Annotated in this window: 17 protein-coding genes; 13 read left to right on the forward strand and 4 right to left on the reverse strand. The window is 57.1% G+C overall.

Annotated features, from left to right (window positions below; translation table 11 throughout):
• Positions 1-6: 6 nt before the first annotated feature.
• Complete coding sequence (locus IPM59_12455) at positions 7-816, reverse strand: RpiB/LacA/LacB family sugar-phosphate isomerase (GenBank protein MBK9216378.1); 810 nt, start codon at positions 814-816, stop codon at positions 7-9.
• 88 nt (positions 817-904) lie between these two features.
• Between IPM59_12455 and hpt the strand changes: the two genes are divergently transcribed.
• The 9 genes from hpt to IPM59_12500 all read left to right on the forward strand — a co-directional run bounded on the left by hpt (position 905) and on the right by IPM59_12500 (position 6,642).
• The gene (hpt, locus tag IPM59_12460; protein ID MBK9216379.1) at positions 905-1,459 is read left to right on the forward strand and encodes a hypoxanthine phosphoribosyltransferase; all 555 of its coding nucleotides are present in this window, start codon (positions 905-907) and stop codon (positions 1,457-1,459) included.
• A 91-nt stretch (positions 1,460-1,550) separates the two neighbouring features.
• Positions 1,551-1,826, forward strand: a complete 276-nt coding sequence (gene rplU, locus IPM59_12465) for a 50S ribosomal protein L21 (protein ID MBK9216380.1) — start codon at positions 1,551-1,553, stop codon at positions 1,824-1,826.
• A complete protein-coding gene (gene rpmA, locus IPM59_12470; protein ID MBK9216381.1) occupies positions 1,826-2,110 on the forward strand; it encodes a 50S ribosomal protein L27 in 285 nt (94 codons plus the stop codon). The genes rplU and rpmA overlap by 1 nt, the downstream gene beginning before the upstream one ends.
• A 918-nt stretch (positions 2,111-3,028) precedes the next feature.
• Positions 3,029-4,039 carry a GTPase ObgE gene (gene obgE, locus IPM59_12475; GenBank protein MBK9216382.1) on the forward strand — a complete coding sequence of 337 codons (1,011 nt, stop codon included), beginning with the start codon at positions 3,029-3,031 and terminating at the stop codon, positions 4,037-4,039.
• Positions 4,036-4,680, forward strand: coding sequence for a nicotinate (nicotinamide) nucleotide adenylyltransferase (gene nadD, locus IPM59_12480; GenBank protein MBK9216383.1), 645 nt, complete (start codon positions 4,036-4,038; stop codon positions 4,678-4,680). Before obgE ends, nadD begins: the two co-directional genes overlap by 4 nt.
• The gene (gene rsfS, locus IPM59_12485) at positions 4,680-5,108 is read left to right on the forward strand and encodes a ribosome silencing factor (protein MBK9216384.1); all 429 of its coding nucleotides are present in this window, start codon (positions 4,680-4,682) and stop codon (positions 5,106-5,108) included. Before nadD ends, rsfS begins: the two co-directional genes overlap by 1 nt.
• Positions 5,108-5,560 carry a 23S rRNA (pseudouridine(1915)-N(3))-methyltransferase RlmH gene (locus tag IPM59_12490; protein MBK9216385.1) on the forward strand — a complete coding sequence of 151 codons (453 nt, stop codon included), beginning with the start codon at positions 5,108-5,110 and terminating at the stop codon, positions 5,558-5,560. Before rsfS ends, IPM59_12490 begins: the two co-directional genes overlap by 1 nt.
• Positions 5,557-5,910: a TraR/DksA family transcriptional regulator gene (locus IPM59_12495; GenBank protein ID MBK9216386.1), complete on the forward strand. Its 354-nt coding sequence runs from the start codon at positions 5,557-5,559 to the stop codon at positions 5,908-5,910. The genes IPM59_12490 and IPM59_12495 overlap by 4 nt, the downstream gene beginning before the upstream one ends.
• 15 nt (positions 5,911-5,925) lie before the next feature.
• Complete coding sequence (locus tag IPM59_12500) at positions 5,926-6,642, forward strand: ComF family protein (protein MBK9216387.1); 717 nt, start codon at positions 5,926-5,928, stop codon at positions 6,640-6,642.
• Here IPM59_12500 and IPM59_12505 read toward each other — a convergent pair.
• The 3 genes from IPM59_12505 to IPM59_12515 form a co-directional block, all read right to left on the reverse strand.
• A complete protein-coding gene (locus tag IPM59_12505) occupies positions 6,639-8,630 on the reverse strand; it encodes a PQQ-dependent sugar dehydrogenase (GenBank protein ID MBK9216388.1) in 1,992 nt (663 codons plus the stop codon). The genes IPM59_12500 and IPM59_12505 overlap by 4 nt on opposite strands.
• A 186-nt stretch (positions 8,631-8,816) precedes the next feature.
• Positions 8,817-9,893: a tRNA (adenosine(37)-N6)-threonylcarbamoyltransferase complex transferase subunit TsaD gene (gene tsaD / locus IPM59_12510; GenBank protein MBK9216389.1), complete on the reverse strand. Its 1,077-nt coding sequence runs from the start codon at positions 9,891-9,893 to the stop codon at positions 8,817-8,819.
• A gap of 481 nt (positions 9,894-10,374) precedes the next feature.
• Positions 10,375-11,016 carry a DUF937 domain-containing protein gene (locus IPM59_12515; protein MBK9216390.1) on the reverse strand — a complete coding sequence of 214 codons (642 nt, stop codon included), beginning with the start codon at positions 11,014-11,016 and terminating at the stop codon, positions 10,375-10,377.
• A gap of 196 nt (positions 11,017-11,212) precedes the next feature.
• Between IPM59_12515 and IPM59_12520 the strand changes: the two genes are divergently transcribed.
• The 4 genes from IPM59_12520 (at position 11,213) to IPM59_12535 (ending at position 16,659) form a co-directional block, all read left to right on the forward strand.
• The gene (locus tag IPM59_12520) at positions 11,213-13,252 is read left to right on the forward strand and encodes a hypothetical protein (GenBank protein MBK9216391.1); all 2,040 of its coding nucleotides are present in this window, start codon (positions 11,213-11,215) and stop codon (positions 13,250-13,252) included.
• A complete protein-coding gene (locus IPM59_12525; GenBank protein ID MBK9216392.1) occupies positions 13,249-14,796 on the forward strand; it encodes an aminopeptidase P family protein in 1,548 nt (515 codons plus the stop codon). Before IPM59_12520 ends, IPM59_12525 begins: the two co-directional genes overlap by 4 nt.
• Before the next feature lie 220 nt (positions 14,797-15,016).
• Positions 15,017-15,991 carry a diacylglycerol kinase family lipid kinase gene (locus IPM59_12530; protein ID MBK9216393.1) on the forward strand — a complete coding sequence of 325 codons (975 nt, stop codon included), beginning with the start codon at positions 15,017-15,019 and terminating at the stop codon, positions 15,989-15,991.
• Positions 15,991-16,659 carry a DUF2490 domain-containing protein gene (locus IPM59_12535; GenBank protein MBK9216394.1) on the forward strand — a complete coding sequence of 223 codons (669 nt, stop codon included), beginning with the start codon at positions 15,991-15,993 and terminating at the stop codon, positions 16,657-16,659. Before IPM59_12530 ends, IPM59_12535 begins: the two co-directional genes overlap by 1 nt.
• The last annotated feature ends 27 nt before the right edge of the window (positions 16,660-16,686 follow it).

A 16,686-nucleotide genomic window follows, 5' to 3' on the forward strand; every position in this document is an offset into this window, starting at 1 on the left:
AATTGGTCATAGTTGCCGCTTCCCTGCATTACCTAATGTATTGTCTTTCAACAGCCTCGATTTTTCCAACACGCTTTTGTGCCGTTCCTCGGCGAGTTCGGTCGAGAGAAAGGCTTCGACGATAGTTTTTATTTCTTCGAACGAGTTTTGACCCGCTCCGAGCGTGAGGACATTCGCCCCGTTATGCTCGCGAGAATTCTTGGCTAACGCCACCGAATAGCACTGTGCCGCGCGGACGCCGGGCACTTTGTTCGCAGTCATCGCGCTGCCGATCCCAGCCCCGTCGATAATAATGCCGACATCCACCTGCCTGCCGGCGACCGATTTGGCGACGGCGTGAGCAAAGTCGGGATAATCGACCGCATCTTCATTCTCAGTGCCAAAATCGCGGACATTGAGGCCGAGGTCGCCGAGAAAGGACTTTAGCTGCTCCTTCGTCTTAAACCCACCATGGTCCGAGCCGATCGCGACCGAGCGGACCTTGACGGCGCTTTGCCGCGCTTCCTTTCTTATCAGTTCGAGCTTGAGGTCACCGGCCAGGTCGTCGGCAAGCGGGGTGAACTTGGCATTAATGGCGATGCGAACACGCGAGCCGGGTTCGAGGCCGCGAAGGTCGTCTTCGGTGATCAGCGATTTGGCAGATTCGTCGCGGTCCCATTCGCGGCCGAGCTTTTCCTGGAGCGAATTGACTACGACGTGCTCGACCTCGCCACTGCTTACTGCCGCTGCCGACTGGCTTTCGCCCTCGGTTGGGACACTCGCGAGCACCTGTCGGACAAGTTCACGAACGCGGTCGCGTGTTTCTTTATCGGTCATTATTTGAAATGCGTCTTACATTTGAATATTATTCCAAAAACCGATCCTTTCAAACTGCGAGGTAATAATGGCCACGGAATCGACACAGATGGCAACGTCAGAGTTCACCAATCCCAATCTTGAACCGCTCTTCACCGAGGAGCAGATACGCGAGCGAATTCACGCCCTTGGTGAGCAGATAACGCGTGATTACGCAGGCAAAGACCTCGTTCTGGTGAGCGTTCTAAAGGGCTCGTGCGTCTTTCTCGCCGACCTGATGCGCGTGATCGACCTAAAGCTGACGATCGATTTCATGTCGATCTCGAGCTACAAGGACCAGATGAGATCGACCGGCGACGTCGAGATCCTGAAGGACCTCAGCAACCCGATCCGCGGCAAGGACGTGCTGGTCGTCGAGGACATCATTGACACGGGCCTGACGCTCTCGCGCCTGCTCGACATCCTCGGCTCGCGCGGAGCGAACTCGATCAAACTCGCGACATTCCTCGATAAACCCGAACCGCGGATCAAGAAGGAATTGGTCGTCGATTATACGGGATTCGTCATTCCCAACGAATTCGTGGTCGGGTACGGTCTGGATGCTGCCGGCCGGTACAGAAACCTGCCGTTCATCGCCGTTGTAAAAAATCCCGCAGAAGCCTGATAGGCGGATTGACCTCGGCAAACCATTTCCGTATAATCTGTATTTTTCGATTTCGGCGTCACACCACGCCCGTCGAACGGAGCTAAACACAATGAGCTACGCAATTATTAAAACGGGCGGCAAGCAGTTCGCGGTCGAGAGCGGACAGACGCTTCGTGTGCCGACGATCAAGGACGCCGAGGACGGCAAGAAGGTTGAGATCGCCACGCTGATGAGCGGCGGCAAGGTCGCGACGGGCACCGTCAAGGCGACGGTCGTCAGCAGCGGCCGGGCGGATAAGATCATTGTCTTCAAAAAGAAACGCCGCAAGCAGTACAAACGGACCCAGGGCCATCGCCAGGGCTATACGGAGATCAAGATAGACTAATGGCACATAAGAAAGGAGTAGGTTCATCACGCAACGGCCGCGATTCGAATGCTCAGCGGCTCGGTTTGAAGAAATTCGGCGGCCAGCACGTACTCGGCGGCAACATCCTCGCTCGCCAGCGCGGCACCAAATGGAAGCCCGGCAACAACGTCGGCCGCGGCAAGGACGACACGCTGTTCTCGCTGATCGAGGGCTTTGTCAAATTTGAGGACAAGGGCCGTAAGGGCAAATTCATCAGTGTCTATGCCGAGGGCTCGGCGGAATTAGCACCTGCGGCTGCATAACCCATTCGCTGATTTTGGATGGAAGCACACGTCGAAAGGCGTGTGCTTTTTGTTTTTTTCACCTTCTGACATTTTTTTTTCGCGACTCATTTTTGTGGCCCTTGAAACCACATTTAACAGGGCACAAATCGGCTGAACCGGCTAACTGATGAGACATTTCAGGTTGCCGGATTTCCCACATTTTTATCCACAGGCGGCTAGCGGGCTTTTCCACAGGATTTGCACAGAACACTGATAAAATAAGGCCAATAGTTAAAGTACTTTCTACTTGACATTGAAATTATCGGGTGTAAGATAGCTTCAAAGTCGAGGTTGTTACGGCGATCTCGACCGGCACCGAGAGGTGGCTGCGACGCGGTGACGCGACGTAGCGAGGGCAGAAGGAGCGGAATGCCGCTGCTTGGTACGCTCGGAGCCGAAGCCGAAAGGCTTGCGAAGGTCGGCAGGCATGCCGGCCGGAGTCATCCGGATAAAAACGGGTGACGCTCCTCGGAAGTAATTAACCGAGTCGAGTGCGAAGCCGCCCGAGATGCAGCCTCCTTCGGGAAGATGTGCAGCGGGCCTCGTTGCCGGGGACGTAACCGGCGGTGGAGGAAAAGCCACCAGAACAAAAACCTAATGGCACCGGCGTGAGAACGCTAACTGACGGGAAACTGGAAGGGTGCTGACCGGAACCGGCTCTCCGCAGAGCGTGATCGGGATACAAATCGGCGACGGGAACGTGTACATGTGATCGTCGCCACTCTCTAAGGTGAAGCCTCGGCGAATCGAAGAGAGTCATAAAATAGGAGCGTCGCGAAGGGCAACCGGAACGACGCTCTTGTTTTTTTGGCGCTATCCGTTGTCAATCTGTGGAAAGCCTAAAGTTTGAACTGTGACCAGCTTTGAACTCTAAACTCCGAACTCTAAACTACTAACGTGTTCATTGACCGTGTAAAGATCAGGATCAAGGCCGGAGATGGTGGGAACGGCGTGACGGCGTTTCGGCGTGAGAAGTTTGTCCCGCGTGGCGGCCCGTCTGGCGGCGACGGCGGCGTCGGGGGCAGCGTGTGGATCGAGGCGGACGAATCGCTCAATACGCTACTCCACCTGCGCTACAATCCCGAACACAAGGCCGAACGCGGACGCCACGGCGAAGGATCGAACCGGTCCGGCAAGGACGGCGCGGATCATGTTGTGAAGGTTCCCGTGGGAACACAGGTGTTTGAGGCTGATTCTGACGACATGCTGTTTGACTTTACCGAATCCGGCCAGCGTTATCGTGCCGCGAAGGGAGGCAAAGGCGGATGGGGCAACGCCCACTTTGCGACGCCGACGAAACAGGCTCCAAAGTACCATTACGACGGCCGGCCCGGCGAAGAAAAGGAGTTGCAGCTCGAACTAAAACTCCTTGCCGACGTCGGCTTGGTCGGCTTTCCGAACGCCGGCAAATCGACGCTGATCTCGGTCATCTCGGCCGCAAAGCCGAAGATCGCAGACTACCCGTTCACGACGCTTGAGCCAAACCTCGGCGTGGTGGACATGGGTGATTTTCGCACCTTTGTCGTGGCCGATATTCCGGGCCTGATCGAAGGGGCCAGCGAAGGCGCGGGGCTTGGCGACCGATTTCTACGGCATGTTGAGAGAACTAAGCTATTGCTGCACCTTGTGGATGTATCGTCACTCTCGGGACGCGACCCTGTTGACGATTACGAGATCATCAATCAGGAGCTTGCGAACTATGACCTTGAACTCGCCGAGCGCCCTCAGATCGTGGTTGCAACTAAGATCGACGCGATCGACGATCCTGACCGGTTTGAAGCCTTGAAAAAGCGTGCCAGAAAGGATGGCAAACCGTTCTTTGCCATTTCGTCAGTCACGAATAGAGGTGTAAAGGAACTAGTCGCGGCGGTAGGAGAGGCCCTGCGAAGCGAGGCACCGGCGAAATGAACCGAAGGATCGCATTCTACGGCGGCTCATTCGACCCGATGCATCGCGCCCACCTTGCTATCGGGATGGAACTCCTTGAGCGATTTGCTCTGGATCAATTCGTATATATTCCGGCATTCCGTGCTCCGCATAAGACGAGGAGCAAGCCGACCTCGGCCTATGATCGTTACGCGATGCTGTGCCTGGCGACGCAGAATGTACCGCAACTATCAGTCTCGCGCATGGAGATCGAGATGCCCGACAGGCCGTTTTCGGTTGATACGCTCGCCAGGCTGAATACCGAGTTCGCTGGTGACAACATCTTCTTTGTAATAGGAGCCGACTCGTGGCGCGACATCAACACATGGCGCGAGTGGGAGACTGTACTTAGGGCCGCCAACATCATTGTGGTAACGCGTCCGAGCGTCGAGATCGGATCTGACCATGTGACGGAAGAGATCCGGGATCGAATCATTGACCTCAGAGGCGGCGGCGAGTATGCACCTTCTGACGAGCTCCGCATTTATTTTACGGACGCAGTCAATCTCGATGTCTCGGCCACCGATATTCGCCGCCGGATCCGTGAGAATGACTCTTCATGGCAGCGTGAGGTGCCGGCGGAGGTTGCAAAATATCTCGAAAAATATCAGATTTATACGTGATGGAAGAAACCCAGGAGCGCTCACTTCAGCGCGAGGCCGTGAAGATCGAGATCGCCGAACAGCCCACGCCATTCTCGGATCTCGACCCCGAAGTTCAACTTGCCGTCCGCTGTGCCTCTGAGAAGCAGGCATTCAGCATGGTCGCTCTCGATCTGCGAAATATTGCCAGCTTTACGGAGTTCTTCATTATCGCCAGCGGTGCCAACCAACGGCAGGTACAGGCGATCGCCGATGAGATCAGCGAGCAGCTAAAGAAGCAGCTAAAGGTGCGGCCGATCCGAATCGAAGGCTACAGCGGCGCCGAATGGGTGCTGCTTGATTATGGCGATTTTGTTGTGCATATATTCAACAAGGAATCGCGCGAGTTCTATGATCTCGAACGCCTGTGGCGCGACGCGGCACGGGTCGATCTGCCCGAGGATATCTGATGAGATTTCGCTTCGTCTGGGTGGCCAAGACGAAAGATCGCAACTGGCTGGCGCTGCAGGGTGAGTACCTGCAGCGTCTTTCACATTTTGTCCGATCCGAAATCGTTGAGGTCCGTGACGGCACACCGCCGAATGCCAGAGATGCAGAGGGAAAACGTATCCTTGAGAAGCTGAATCCAACATCCTTCGTCTGCCTCCTGGATGTCCGCGGCAGAGGGCTCGCGTCCGACGATCTTGCACGTGAGATCGAGAAATGGCAGAACGCCGGGCACAAAGAGGTCGTCTTTGTCATCGGCGGAGCAGATGGCGTGGCCGCGGACGTTGCCGAAAGGGCCAATGACGTGCTATCTTTATCGTTTATGACCTTTACGCACGAAATGGCTCGTGTCGTAATGTTAGAGCAGCTTTACCGGGCATTCACGATCATCAAGGGGTTCCCGTATCAACGATGAGTAAACAGAACCTGAAGGAAGTAAAACAGAAGCTGATCGCCGAGCGCGAACTCCTTATCCAGAAACTGAACGGCAACGACCTGTCGATCGATGATTCGGAGACACCCGATCCGGTGGATCTGGCCGTTCGCAATTATTCAAAGAATGTGATGCTGGCCGTTTCAGAGAATGAAAGCCGACAGCTTACGCTGATCGACGAAGCTATCTTGAGAATTGCAGACAAGGAATACGGCGAGTGCCAGAATTGCGGCAAGGACATCCAGCCAAAGCGGCTGGCGGCCATTCCTTGGGCACGCTATTGTCTCGATTGCCAGTCGCTGCTCGAACAAGGCCTGCTAGACGAGGAATGATCCTCGACCTGCCTGATGGGGCCAGTTGACTCCATTCTCTCCCTTGCATATCCCCAGCAATGTGCTGTCTGCGGCGGTGCTGTCGAGAACCGCTCGGACGGCTGCGCCTGCTCGGACTGCTGGGCCTCTACCACCGTCTTCACCGGCGACGAGATGCTCTGCGAGAAATGTGGGGCATATTTTGGCCCGCAGGCTGCTCCGGTGGCTGTCAGATGTCACAAGTGCGACGAACATCACTACGATCGGGCATTGGCGGCCGGGATCTATGAAAAGGCACTGTCGGCATCGATCCTCAGGCTCAAATCCTCACCATCGATCCCCAGACGGCTGCGACGCATGATACATTCTGCCGGAATGCGGTTGGATCCCGCAGACCTGATCGTACCGGTGCCGCTCTCACGAATGCGTCAGATCGAGCGCGGCTTTAATCAGGCGGACGTAATAGCTCTTGAATTGTCAAAGACCCTGTGCGTGCCCGTCGACCGGCATTCGCTAATTCGACGGGTCCACACGCCGATGCATCGAGCAGCGATGGACCGGAAAGCACGCGAATTGACGGTCGAGAACGCCTTTTACGTCACTCGGCCCAACGTCATCGAGGGCCGCACGATCCTGCTCGTGGACGACGTATTCACGTCGGGAGCCACGGCATCAAGCTGCGCAAAAGTCCTTAAGAAACGAGGAGCGGCGACGGTGGATATCTTCACCATCGCACGCGCCGTCATGGATTAAGGCCTGTCTACGCTGGGCAGCGGCACGTCGCCATCCATGCCCCATTGCACAGCCATCAGCGTGCCGTTGGTGCTTCGCTGGGCGTACCAGATGCCCGTTGAAGGCCGGAAAACGCCTATATCATCGCGGCTGTCGCCGTCGTAATCGCCGACCACCGGTATGTCACCATCGACGCCCCACTGCGTGGCGACAAAGGTCCCAGCCTGGCTGTTGCGACGATACCAGATCCCGCTAGACGGGCGAAATACCGACACATCCGCCTTGCCGTCAGCATCGAAATCGCCCGGGGCAGGCAGGTCACCAGTTGTTCCCCACTGGAATGCTGAAAACGCCCCATTCGAGCTATTCAGTCGATACCAGATGCCGTCGGTGTCTCGCCAGATGGCGATGTCACACCTGCCATCACCATCGTAATCGCCGATGACCGGCCGGTCGCCGAGGCCGCCGAACTGCGTCGTGATCAGGCCGTCATCACTGGATCGCTGGATAAACCAAAGCCCGGACGACGGCGTGAAGACCGCCAGGTCGCCCTTGCCGTCGCCGTCATAATCGCCCGGAACCGGCGTGTCGCGATTTGAGCCCCAATCGTCGGTGAATACGGTATTGTCGCTGCTGCGATAATAGAGCCAGAGGCCGCCGGACGGGCGGAAAAGCCCAATGTCCGTAATATTATCGCCGTCGTAATCCTCAGGGACCGGTATGTCGCCTGCCTGGCCAAACTGCTGCTGCCGGACCGTTCCGTTGGAACTGTGCAGGGCATACCAATTGTTGTTGCTAGGCCTGTAAACGGCAACGTCGGATTTGAGGTCACCGTCAACGTCAGCCGATGATGAGACGCGAACGATCTTGTAGATCGGCCCGCCCTCGCGGATCATATAAAGCTCGCCGGCCTCATCCTCGCCAAAACCGACTATATTCAGCGAACTCGTATTATCGATGACCGTCTGCTGATTGTTGTTCCACAGGAAGACCTCGCCTGAGCAGTAATCGGCATAGACATAACTGCCGAACGGCAGGGTGTTCCTGATGCCGCGATAGACAAAACCGCCCGTGATCGAACATCGCCCGCCGCTATGGCTGTACTGGAAGATCGGCGGCGTGTGGACGATCGGATTTGCTCCGCCGGCACATTGCGTCGGGTTCAGGCCCGTGCAGTTGTTACCCTCGTAAGCACGCCAGCCATAGTTGCCGCCCAGCGTAATGATGTCAACCTCTTCGATCTGCCCTTGTCCCACGTCCGCAGCCCAGAGTTCGTTGTTGCCGCCGCGGTCAAATGCCATTCTGTATGGATTGCGCATTCCGATAGTGTAGATCTCGTCCGCACCTGCGATCCCGACATAGGGATTGTCGGGTGGAATGTTGTATTGGGGCACCTGTCCCGGCGGGATGTTGTTGATATCGAGCCGAATGACCTTGCCAAGCAGCACGTTAATGTTCTGTGCGTTGTTTGGCGGATCGTTGCCGCTGCCGCCATCGCCGGTACCGGCATAAAGGTAACCGTCAGGCCCTATGAGAACTGTGCCGCCGTTGTGATTCGATGCTCCGGGGTGCGGGATCGTGATTATTACGTTCTCGGTCGTGTCTGCCACATTCGGGTTGCCTACGCTCACCTTATACTCAGCGATCTGGATCGCGCCGTCGCCGGTCCGCGTGTAATAGACGAAGAACCGTCGATTGATCGCGTAATCCGGGTGGAACGCCAGTCCCAGCAGCCCGCGTTCGCCGCCCGAGATGATCCGCGTGCTGATGTTCAAAAAGTCCGTCGCGGTCGTCGCTCCGGGCTGCAGCACCTTGATAATGCCGTTTTGCTGAACGATGAACAGGCGATTTGTCCCGTCGCCTGCATTTGTCATAAAGACGGGCGAGGTCACGCCCGACAAAAATTGCTGGAGCCGTATCTTCAGCGGGGCCGGAACACCCTGGCCAAACGCCGCAGCTCCGAGCACCGCTGAAAAACAAATCGCCGCAAGCGGCCTAAATAACTTCATTTTCATCCTGATCCTCATTAAGACAGATAATCGATAACGGGTCGATGGTTCCGGCACCTTTGGTGGTACTTCGGTAAGCCATTTGCAACTATTTTCGTGCTTTTACGCCCAAACCGCAAGGTTTGAAACCGTTTTAACCTCTACATATATCTTATGCTGTCCGGCCCCTCGAATTCAATCGAATTCTCAGAGGCGATACCGCACCTTTTTTCGCCGCAGTTCAGCATCCTCATTGTCGAGGTTCTGCAGCCGCAGCGTAATGTCAGCCGTCATTCTAATGTCGTCCTTCTCGCCGCGCTCCAGATGATAATGCCCTGCCGCCGCGATCATCGCCGCGTTGTCCGTCGACAGATGCTTTGACGGAAAGTAAACAGGCACGCCGAGACGCATCGCTGCCGCCTCAGCCTCAGACCGCAGGGCGAGATTGCACGCCACGCCTCCTGCAACAACGAGGGTCTTGGGATCGAGCGTGCGAGCGAGCTTCTCCATCGTTCCGACCAGCGAACGCACAACGGCCGCCTGAAAGCTCGCGGCAAGGTCGCGTATATCCGTCGTCGGTTCGGCTCCCTCTGCGACCGGTTCCACCCCATTCTCTCTCATATACCGGGCGACGGCCGTCTTCAGTCCGCTAAAGCTTAGGTCCGGCCGGCCATCGGATATTTTTGCGGTTGGGAAACGGACCTTCGCGCCGTCGCCGGTCCTTGCCAGTTCCTCGATCACCGGCCCACCGGGATAGCCGAGGCCGAGCATCTTTGCGACCTTGTCAAACGCCTCGCCGGCTGCGTCATCGCGGGTTCGCGACACGACCTTGTATTGGCCCTCACGCGGAATATGAAAGATATTTGTATGCCCGCCAGATACGATCAGTGCAAGCGCCGGATATTCAACCGGCGGATTTTCCAATGCAACGGAATAGACATGCCCCTCGATGTGATTCACACCGACGAACGGAATGTTTCGGGCCCAAGCCAGCGATTTTGCATAGCAGACGCCGACAAGCAAGGAACCGATCAGGCCCGGCCCCTGCGTGACCGCGATGGCGTCGATGTCGTCAAGCGTCAATTTCGCCCTGTCGAGTGCCTCGGTAACGATCGGTCCGATCTTTTCGAGGTGCTCACGCGAAGCAAGTTCCGGCACCACGCCGCCCCACGGACGGTGCAGGTCGATCTGCGATGCGATGACCGATGACAATATCTCGCGGCCGTCGCGAACGACCGCTGCGGCTGTTTCATCGCATGAGCTTTCGATTCCGAGAATTAACATCAACTCTTTATGTCTATCTTGTTGAAGCTGCTAAACTTATCGGTCACATTCGGTTTTGGAACGTTCCCGCGTGTTCCGCCTCTGTTCCACCCCTGAGTGGAACGCTGTAAACTATCGTATCTATTGATCTTAACATCGCTTTTTGGGTCGTGTTCCACAGATTTCGCGCAAAAATGTTATTTGGCCTCAAACTAGTATCGGCAACGGGTTTTGACGATCAAAACACGCTGCCGATGATTGTTGCAAGAGTAGCACGACTTTGCACAGAAGTCAAGATATTTGTGATCGTCCCGGAGCCAGCGGCTGTGCCGCCCTATTTGCGGAGGAGCTACGCTCCTCCGTCGGCTTAACCAATTTTCCGCGGCTTGCCGTCGCCTAACGCAATGCGGCGGCAAGCCGCCAATTCTGAGGCCAGCAAGCGGAGCAGCAAGCTGCTCCGCAAATAGAGCGGCGAGGCCGCCAGAAACCACGGAAGATCAACTTACTGCTTATTCGTCATATATTTGAACGCCATAGACGCTATATCGTCCAGCGCGCTGCCGTCGCGGTCGCTGTCGAGCATGCTTGACGCCATATCGATGACTGCGTTTCCGGAAGACTGCTGCTGAGCGGGCTGGGCAGCACCGCCAAGAATACCGCCGAGCAGGCCGCCGAGGCCATCCGCACCGACATTCTCCTGCTGTTTTCGCTGGCCGAGATAGCTCATCACGATTGGGGCGAGAAACATCAAGATCTGGGCCACGGTACCGATGTTAAGGCCCGATTTCTGGCTGACCTCTTCGGCGACCGCGCCCTGCGAATTACCAAGGATGTGGCCCAGAATGCCGCCTGCGTTTGCCTGCGGCGGCGGGGCGGCCTGCTGGTCACCCCCAAAGATCAAGCTTCCGAGCCCGCCAAGGTTGCCAAGGACGCTTCCGTCGCTGTGGTCCTCGTCGAGAGCGGTGTTAAGGCTCTCGGCCCCTGCGGGCGTGGCGGCATTATTTGCCAAACCGTTAAGAATAGCCGGCAATGCTGCCTGGATCGCGGTGCTGACCATCGAATTGTCGGCCCCGACGCTGCGGCTTATCTCGTCAACCGCCATATTTCCCTGCTCCTGCCCAAGCAGGTCCTGTAATGAGAACATAGTTTTTCCTCCAAAAATTTCGATAAATTATCGCGTGCGGTAATATTACCACAAGTCGCGGATCGAATCTCTGCGTTCTCTGCGAAATCGGACTGGTCTTCGTTGCGGCTTTGCGGCTTGGCGGGAGCGATTTCCCGCAAAGCCGCCAAGGCGCAACGAAGACGCAAAGAAAGAGAGATCATCGACCCATACTAGAATGCCTGTCTTCCGACGCCGACGAAAACTCGCCCTGACGACGCTTTTCGGCGCTCTTGGAATCGCCGTGGCCGGTTTGCTGGTCGTTGGCGGCCTTTTTTGGCTGTTCTGGCCTGAAGGCGAGCGAAAGCCGTTCCGTTACGCTTCGACCATAGCCGGCACCGGCAAAGAGATCGGCGAGCCGTTCGGTATCGCCGTCAAAGGCTCGGATATCTACGTCTCCGACGGCCAAAACGACAAGATCTGGCGTTTCGACGGAAAAATCCTTTCTGTGTTTGCCGAAGGGCTCGACACGCCCTCCGGCATGGCCTTTTTGCCAAACGGCGACATGATCGTTGCCGACACAGGCTCGCACAGTATCAAGTCCATCAGTCCAAAAGGCGAGGTTTCGGTCGTGGCAGGTGTTCCCGGCCGAACGGGTGCGGCTGATGGTAACGGGCCACAAGCCTTATTTGACGGGCCTATCGGCATTGCCGTCCACGGTAATAGGATCTATGTCGCTGATACATACAGCGACCGGATCCGCATGATCGCTGACGGCAAGGTCACTACGCTGGCCGGAGGCGAGACCGGATTTGCCGACGGCCTTGGCGGCGAGGCAAAGTTCGACACGCCGACCGGCCTTGCCGTATGGCAGGGGAAATTGCTCGTCGCTGACAGCGGAAACAGGCGAATTCGCATCGTTGAACCGGACGGACGCGTGTTGACTTTGGCCGGAACGGGCGAGACAGATCTTCGCGACGGCCCCGTGGCTGAGGCGGCGTTCGTCCAGCCGACGGCTCTCGCTGTTCACCGTGACGGGACGATCTTTGTCGCTGACGGCAATGCTATTCGCGAGATCGGCGGCGATATTTCGCGGAGTGTAAAAACCATCTCGCACGACCATCGCGGCGTCAGAGATGGCGACCTTTATGATGCGAGATTCAACCGTCCGTCCGGCCTGACCCTTGACCGGAACGGCGATCTAATAGTTGCCGACAGCGAAAACCGCCTGCTAAGACGGCTTTCAGCGACAAACAAGGGGACGCCGATAACGAGCGAACAGATCGCCGCGATGCGTGATACAGCTGACGAATTTCGGAACGCCGCTCCGGGACGGTGGCCGTATGAGCCCGGGACAACGCGTCGTGATATCGCGGGAACGCTCGGCGAGCTTCGGGGGGACGTGTCGGCCGACCCGGAGCATCTGTGGTTTCACAATGGCCTCGATATCGCGGGAGCGTATGGCGAGACGGCACGATTCGTTCGTGACGAAAAGGTATTGCGGCCGATAGCCGCTGAGAATTTTAACACCCTCAGGGAGCTGCTCAGGATGCCGACGATGGGCTATATTCACCTGCGGCTGGGCCGCGACGCTGCCTCAAAGCCATTCGCCGATACCAGATTTCAATTCCAGCGAGATCCGCTCGGACGGCTGTCCGGCGTTCGTATCCGGCGAGGAACAAAGTTCAAGGCCGGTGACGCTGTCGGCACGCTTAACTCAATGAATCACGTCCATTTGATCGCGGGCCGCAGCGGTTCGGAGTTGAACGCACTTGACGCGCTCGACCTGCCGGGCGTATCTGACACTCGGCCGCCGGTAATCGAGGAAGTGACGCTCTGGGACGAAAACTGGCAGCAACTCGAAACCCCGCAGGCCAATTCGCGTATTAGGCTGTCAGGCAAGGCCCGCGTCGTCGCTCGTGCGTACGATCAGATGGATGGCAATGCGGACCGTCGCCGTTTGGGCATTTACAGCGTTAGCTGTGCGATCCGTCGTGAGCCGGACGGCGATAACTTAATGACGGCCGAGACACGGTTTGACAAGATGCCGTCGAATGATCTCGTCTCCTACGTCTACGCCGGCGGCAGCAAGTCTGGGGCGACGGGCGAGACGATCTTTCGCTATATTGCAACCAATAGCCTGACCTTTGAAAAGGCAGAAGAGGGCTTTCTGGACGCATCAAAGCTGGAGCCGGGCAACTACGGTGTAACGGTGACCGTTGCTGACCGGTTTGGGAACACGGCCGTAAGAGAATTCTTGATAGAGGTAACAAAATGAGACGTTTTCCAGTGTTTTTGCTGATACTAGCCTTTGCCACGACGGCTGTCCCGTTCGGTCGGCAGGCGGGGCCGACCTCGATCATTGTGACGCCGCCGGCTCCTAGATTCACCGATGCCGAGCGTCAGGCCGAGCTCGCCAAACGGCGAGCCGCCGTCGCATCCAAAATGGCTGACAAGAGCGTCCTCATTCTCTTCTCCGCCGAGCCCAGGCTCTATACGAATGACGTCGATTACGTATATCGACAGGAGAACAACCTCTATTACCTCACCGCTCTCAAGCAAGACGGAGCCACCTTCGTCATGACCAAGAACGGCGGCACGGTGACCGAAACGCTCTTTCTGCCGAAGCGTGTGCCGCTGCGCGAGGCTTGGGAGGGCAAGATGTATTCGCGCGAGCAGGCGATGGCTGTCTCGGGGCTAAAGACTGTCGTTGACTCCTCGGAACGCGAGGCGTTCCTGCAGGCCGTCAGAGACAAGAAACCATTCGTATCGAAAGAAGGGGCATCGATCTCGGCCGCCGATAATGTCTATCTGCTCCTGCCTGAGGGCGAGCATGACGACAATGGCCTTCGCGAGTTTAGGGTCGAGAATGACTTTGCACGAGGCTTGTCAGGCTACAAGGTCGAGAACGCGCAGCCGATATTCGCCGAACTCCGCCTCGTGAAGTCTCCGTACGAATTGAAGTTGCTCCAGCATGCCGTTGATATCTCGACCGAGGCCCATATGCGTGCAATGGCCGCCGTTGGACGTGCGAATTGGGAGTATGAGGTCCATGCCGAGTTGGAATATACTTTTCGCCGGCGCAACGCCGACAATTGGGGTTACCCGTCGATAGTCGGCTGCGGGCCGAATGCGACGACGCTGCACTATGTCGAGTCGCAAAGCCCGGTCAAGAAGGGCGATGTGATGCTCATCGACGCCGCCGCGGAATATGACCACTACACCGCCGATATCACACGCAGCTATCCGGTAAATGGAAAATTCACAAAGGAACAGGCAGAGATCTATCAGATCGTTTATGATGCGCAAGAAGCAGTGGCAAAGGCCACGAAGCCGGGCGTGACCTTTGGCGAGTTAAGCGCGATCGCCCGCAACACCATCAACGACGGCCTCTTCAAGCTCGGCCTCGTACTCGACAAGAACTCTCGTCAGGCAGGCATTTGGTCATTCCACGGCCTCGGCCACTGGATCGGAATGAACGTGCACGACGTTGGCAGCTATTCTCTGCCGCTACGGCCCGGCATGGTCTATACCAATGAGCCCGGAATATACATCCGTGAGGACGCCCTCGACAATCTGCCAAACACGCCCGAGAATCAGGCATTTATCGATAAGGTTCGGCCGGTTTATGAGAAATACAAGAACATAGGCGTCCGAATCGAGGACGATATGCTCGTGACCTCGACAGGCGTCGAATGGATGAGCGGCAAGTTGCCGCGTTCGATCGTCGATATCGAGGCATTCATGGCATCGGCATCCAAGCAACCGCTGGGAAGAAACGGAGCATCGGCCTTTTTTCCATACGCGGTAGCAGTAAGATAAGTCAATCTTCGCGTATTTGTGGAGAAGCTCTGCTTTTCCGAAACAGTTCTAAAGAACATTGCGGCTATGCCGCCGCCCGTCGGCGGCGTAGCCGCGTGGATTTTAGGCAGTGTATCGGAAAAGCCGAGCTTTTCCGCAAATAGACGGGCAAGCCCGAAACGGACTGTTGAGGTCTCGAACGGATTGACTATCATTGCTCCCAAACGCATCATCTACATCAGTGTCCGAATCAGCCGACAATTCCCTTCCGCTGGTCATCGTCAACCCAAAGTCCGCCTCGGGCTCGACGCGTGAGAATTGGGCCGCGACGGCGGCCGATCTGCGGGCACACTTTGGACCGTTCAGCGTGGCGTTTACAAAAGGGCCGGGCGACGGAATAGATATCGCCCAACGTGCGGCCGAGGCCGGGCGTGAATTCATCATAGCCTGCGGCGGTGACGGGACGATCAACGAGGTCGCAAATGGCATTCTGCTATCGGGCTGCGATGCCGAGCTTGGCGTGCTGCCGTCCGGGACCGGCGGCGATTTTCGCAGAACGCTAGGGCTTCCCTTCAATAACCGCGATGCCGCCGCAGCCCTGCGCGACGGAGCAACTCGACGGATCGACGCCGGCCGAGTCACGTTTCGCGATCACGACGGTAACGAGGTCGGTCGCTATTTTCTCAATGTTTCGTCCGCCGGCCTTGCCGCTACGATCATAAAGCGTGTGAAATCGGCGAAAGTGTTCGACTGGCTGCCGGTCGAATCGATGCGCGGCCGAGCAAATTTCGCGGTCTCTACCTTGCAGGAGGTCCTCGATCTCGAACCGACAACGGTGGCCGTTCGGATCGACGGCGGCGAAGAACATTCGCTGCAGACGATCGCCTTCTGCGTCGCAAACGCGAGATATTTCGGCGGCGGCATGATGATCGCGCCGGACGCCGCTATCAACGACGGCCTGCTCGAAATTGTCAACATCGGCGACATCGGAACGCTCAAGGTTCTGCTGAACGCTTGGTCGCTGTATCGAGGCACGCACGGACGGCTCGCTGAGGTCAAGACCTCTCAGGCGCGACGCATCGAGATCCGCCCGACCAAGGATGAACCGGTGCTGATCGAGACCGATGGCGAACTTCCCGGCCGCTTGCCGGCTGTTTATGAGGTCGTTCCGGAGGCGATCAGGGTCCGCGTCCCGCTTGCGGCCGATCTGATCTGATGAATTGCATCCAACAACTTCCGGGCCTGATGTTGGTGATCGCTGTTCTGATCGGCTTTGCTCGGGCGCAAGCGTCGCCGGATCGAAAAGACAACCAGGCGATCAATGATTTTCAGGTCAGTGTGCCGCTCACGGGCCGTGTCGATCTACTAGTGTTGGCCACGGCCCGACTGGGCGAGAATATGACCGACTTTAGCGAAGGCCGTCTCGGCGGCGGCATCTCGATCAGGGTCGGCAAGGGCGTGTCGATCTCGCCGACATATCAGCTTATCCAGACGCGTGTTGCGAGCGGCACATTTCGGACCGAGCACCGCTACAGCCTGCGCGCCTCGTACCGGTTCCCATTCAAGAAGTTTGGCCTGACACATCGAAGCACCTACGAATACCGTGTTCGATCGAGCGGCAACTCATGGCGATACCGGCCGTCGCTGAGCTTCCAAAGGGGCCTTCCCAAGAGATTTATTCCAAAGGCGAGCTTGTTTATCACCGAAGAACCCTTTTACGTCTCCACAACGCGACGGTTCTCGCGCAATCGCTTTACCATGGGCGTCAGCAAGACGATCAACGACCATCTCACGCTCGACATCTATTACATGCGGCAGCAGGACGGTGTATCACGTCCCGGCGACCTGAACGTGCTCGGCACGAGTTGGCGAATACGCCTCTAAGCGCCTTTGTTCGTTTGCTTTGTCCGT

The organism is Chloracidobacterium sp. (genome assembly GCA_016715795.1).
GTDB lineage: Bacteria > Acidobacteriota > Blastocatellia > Pyrinomonadales > Pyrinomonadaceae > OLB17.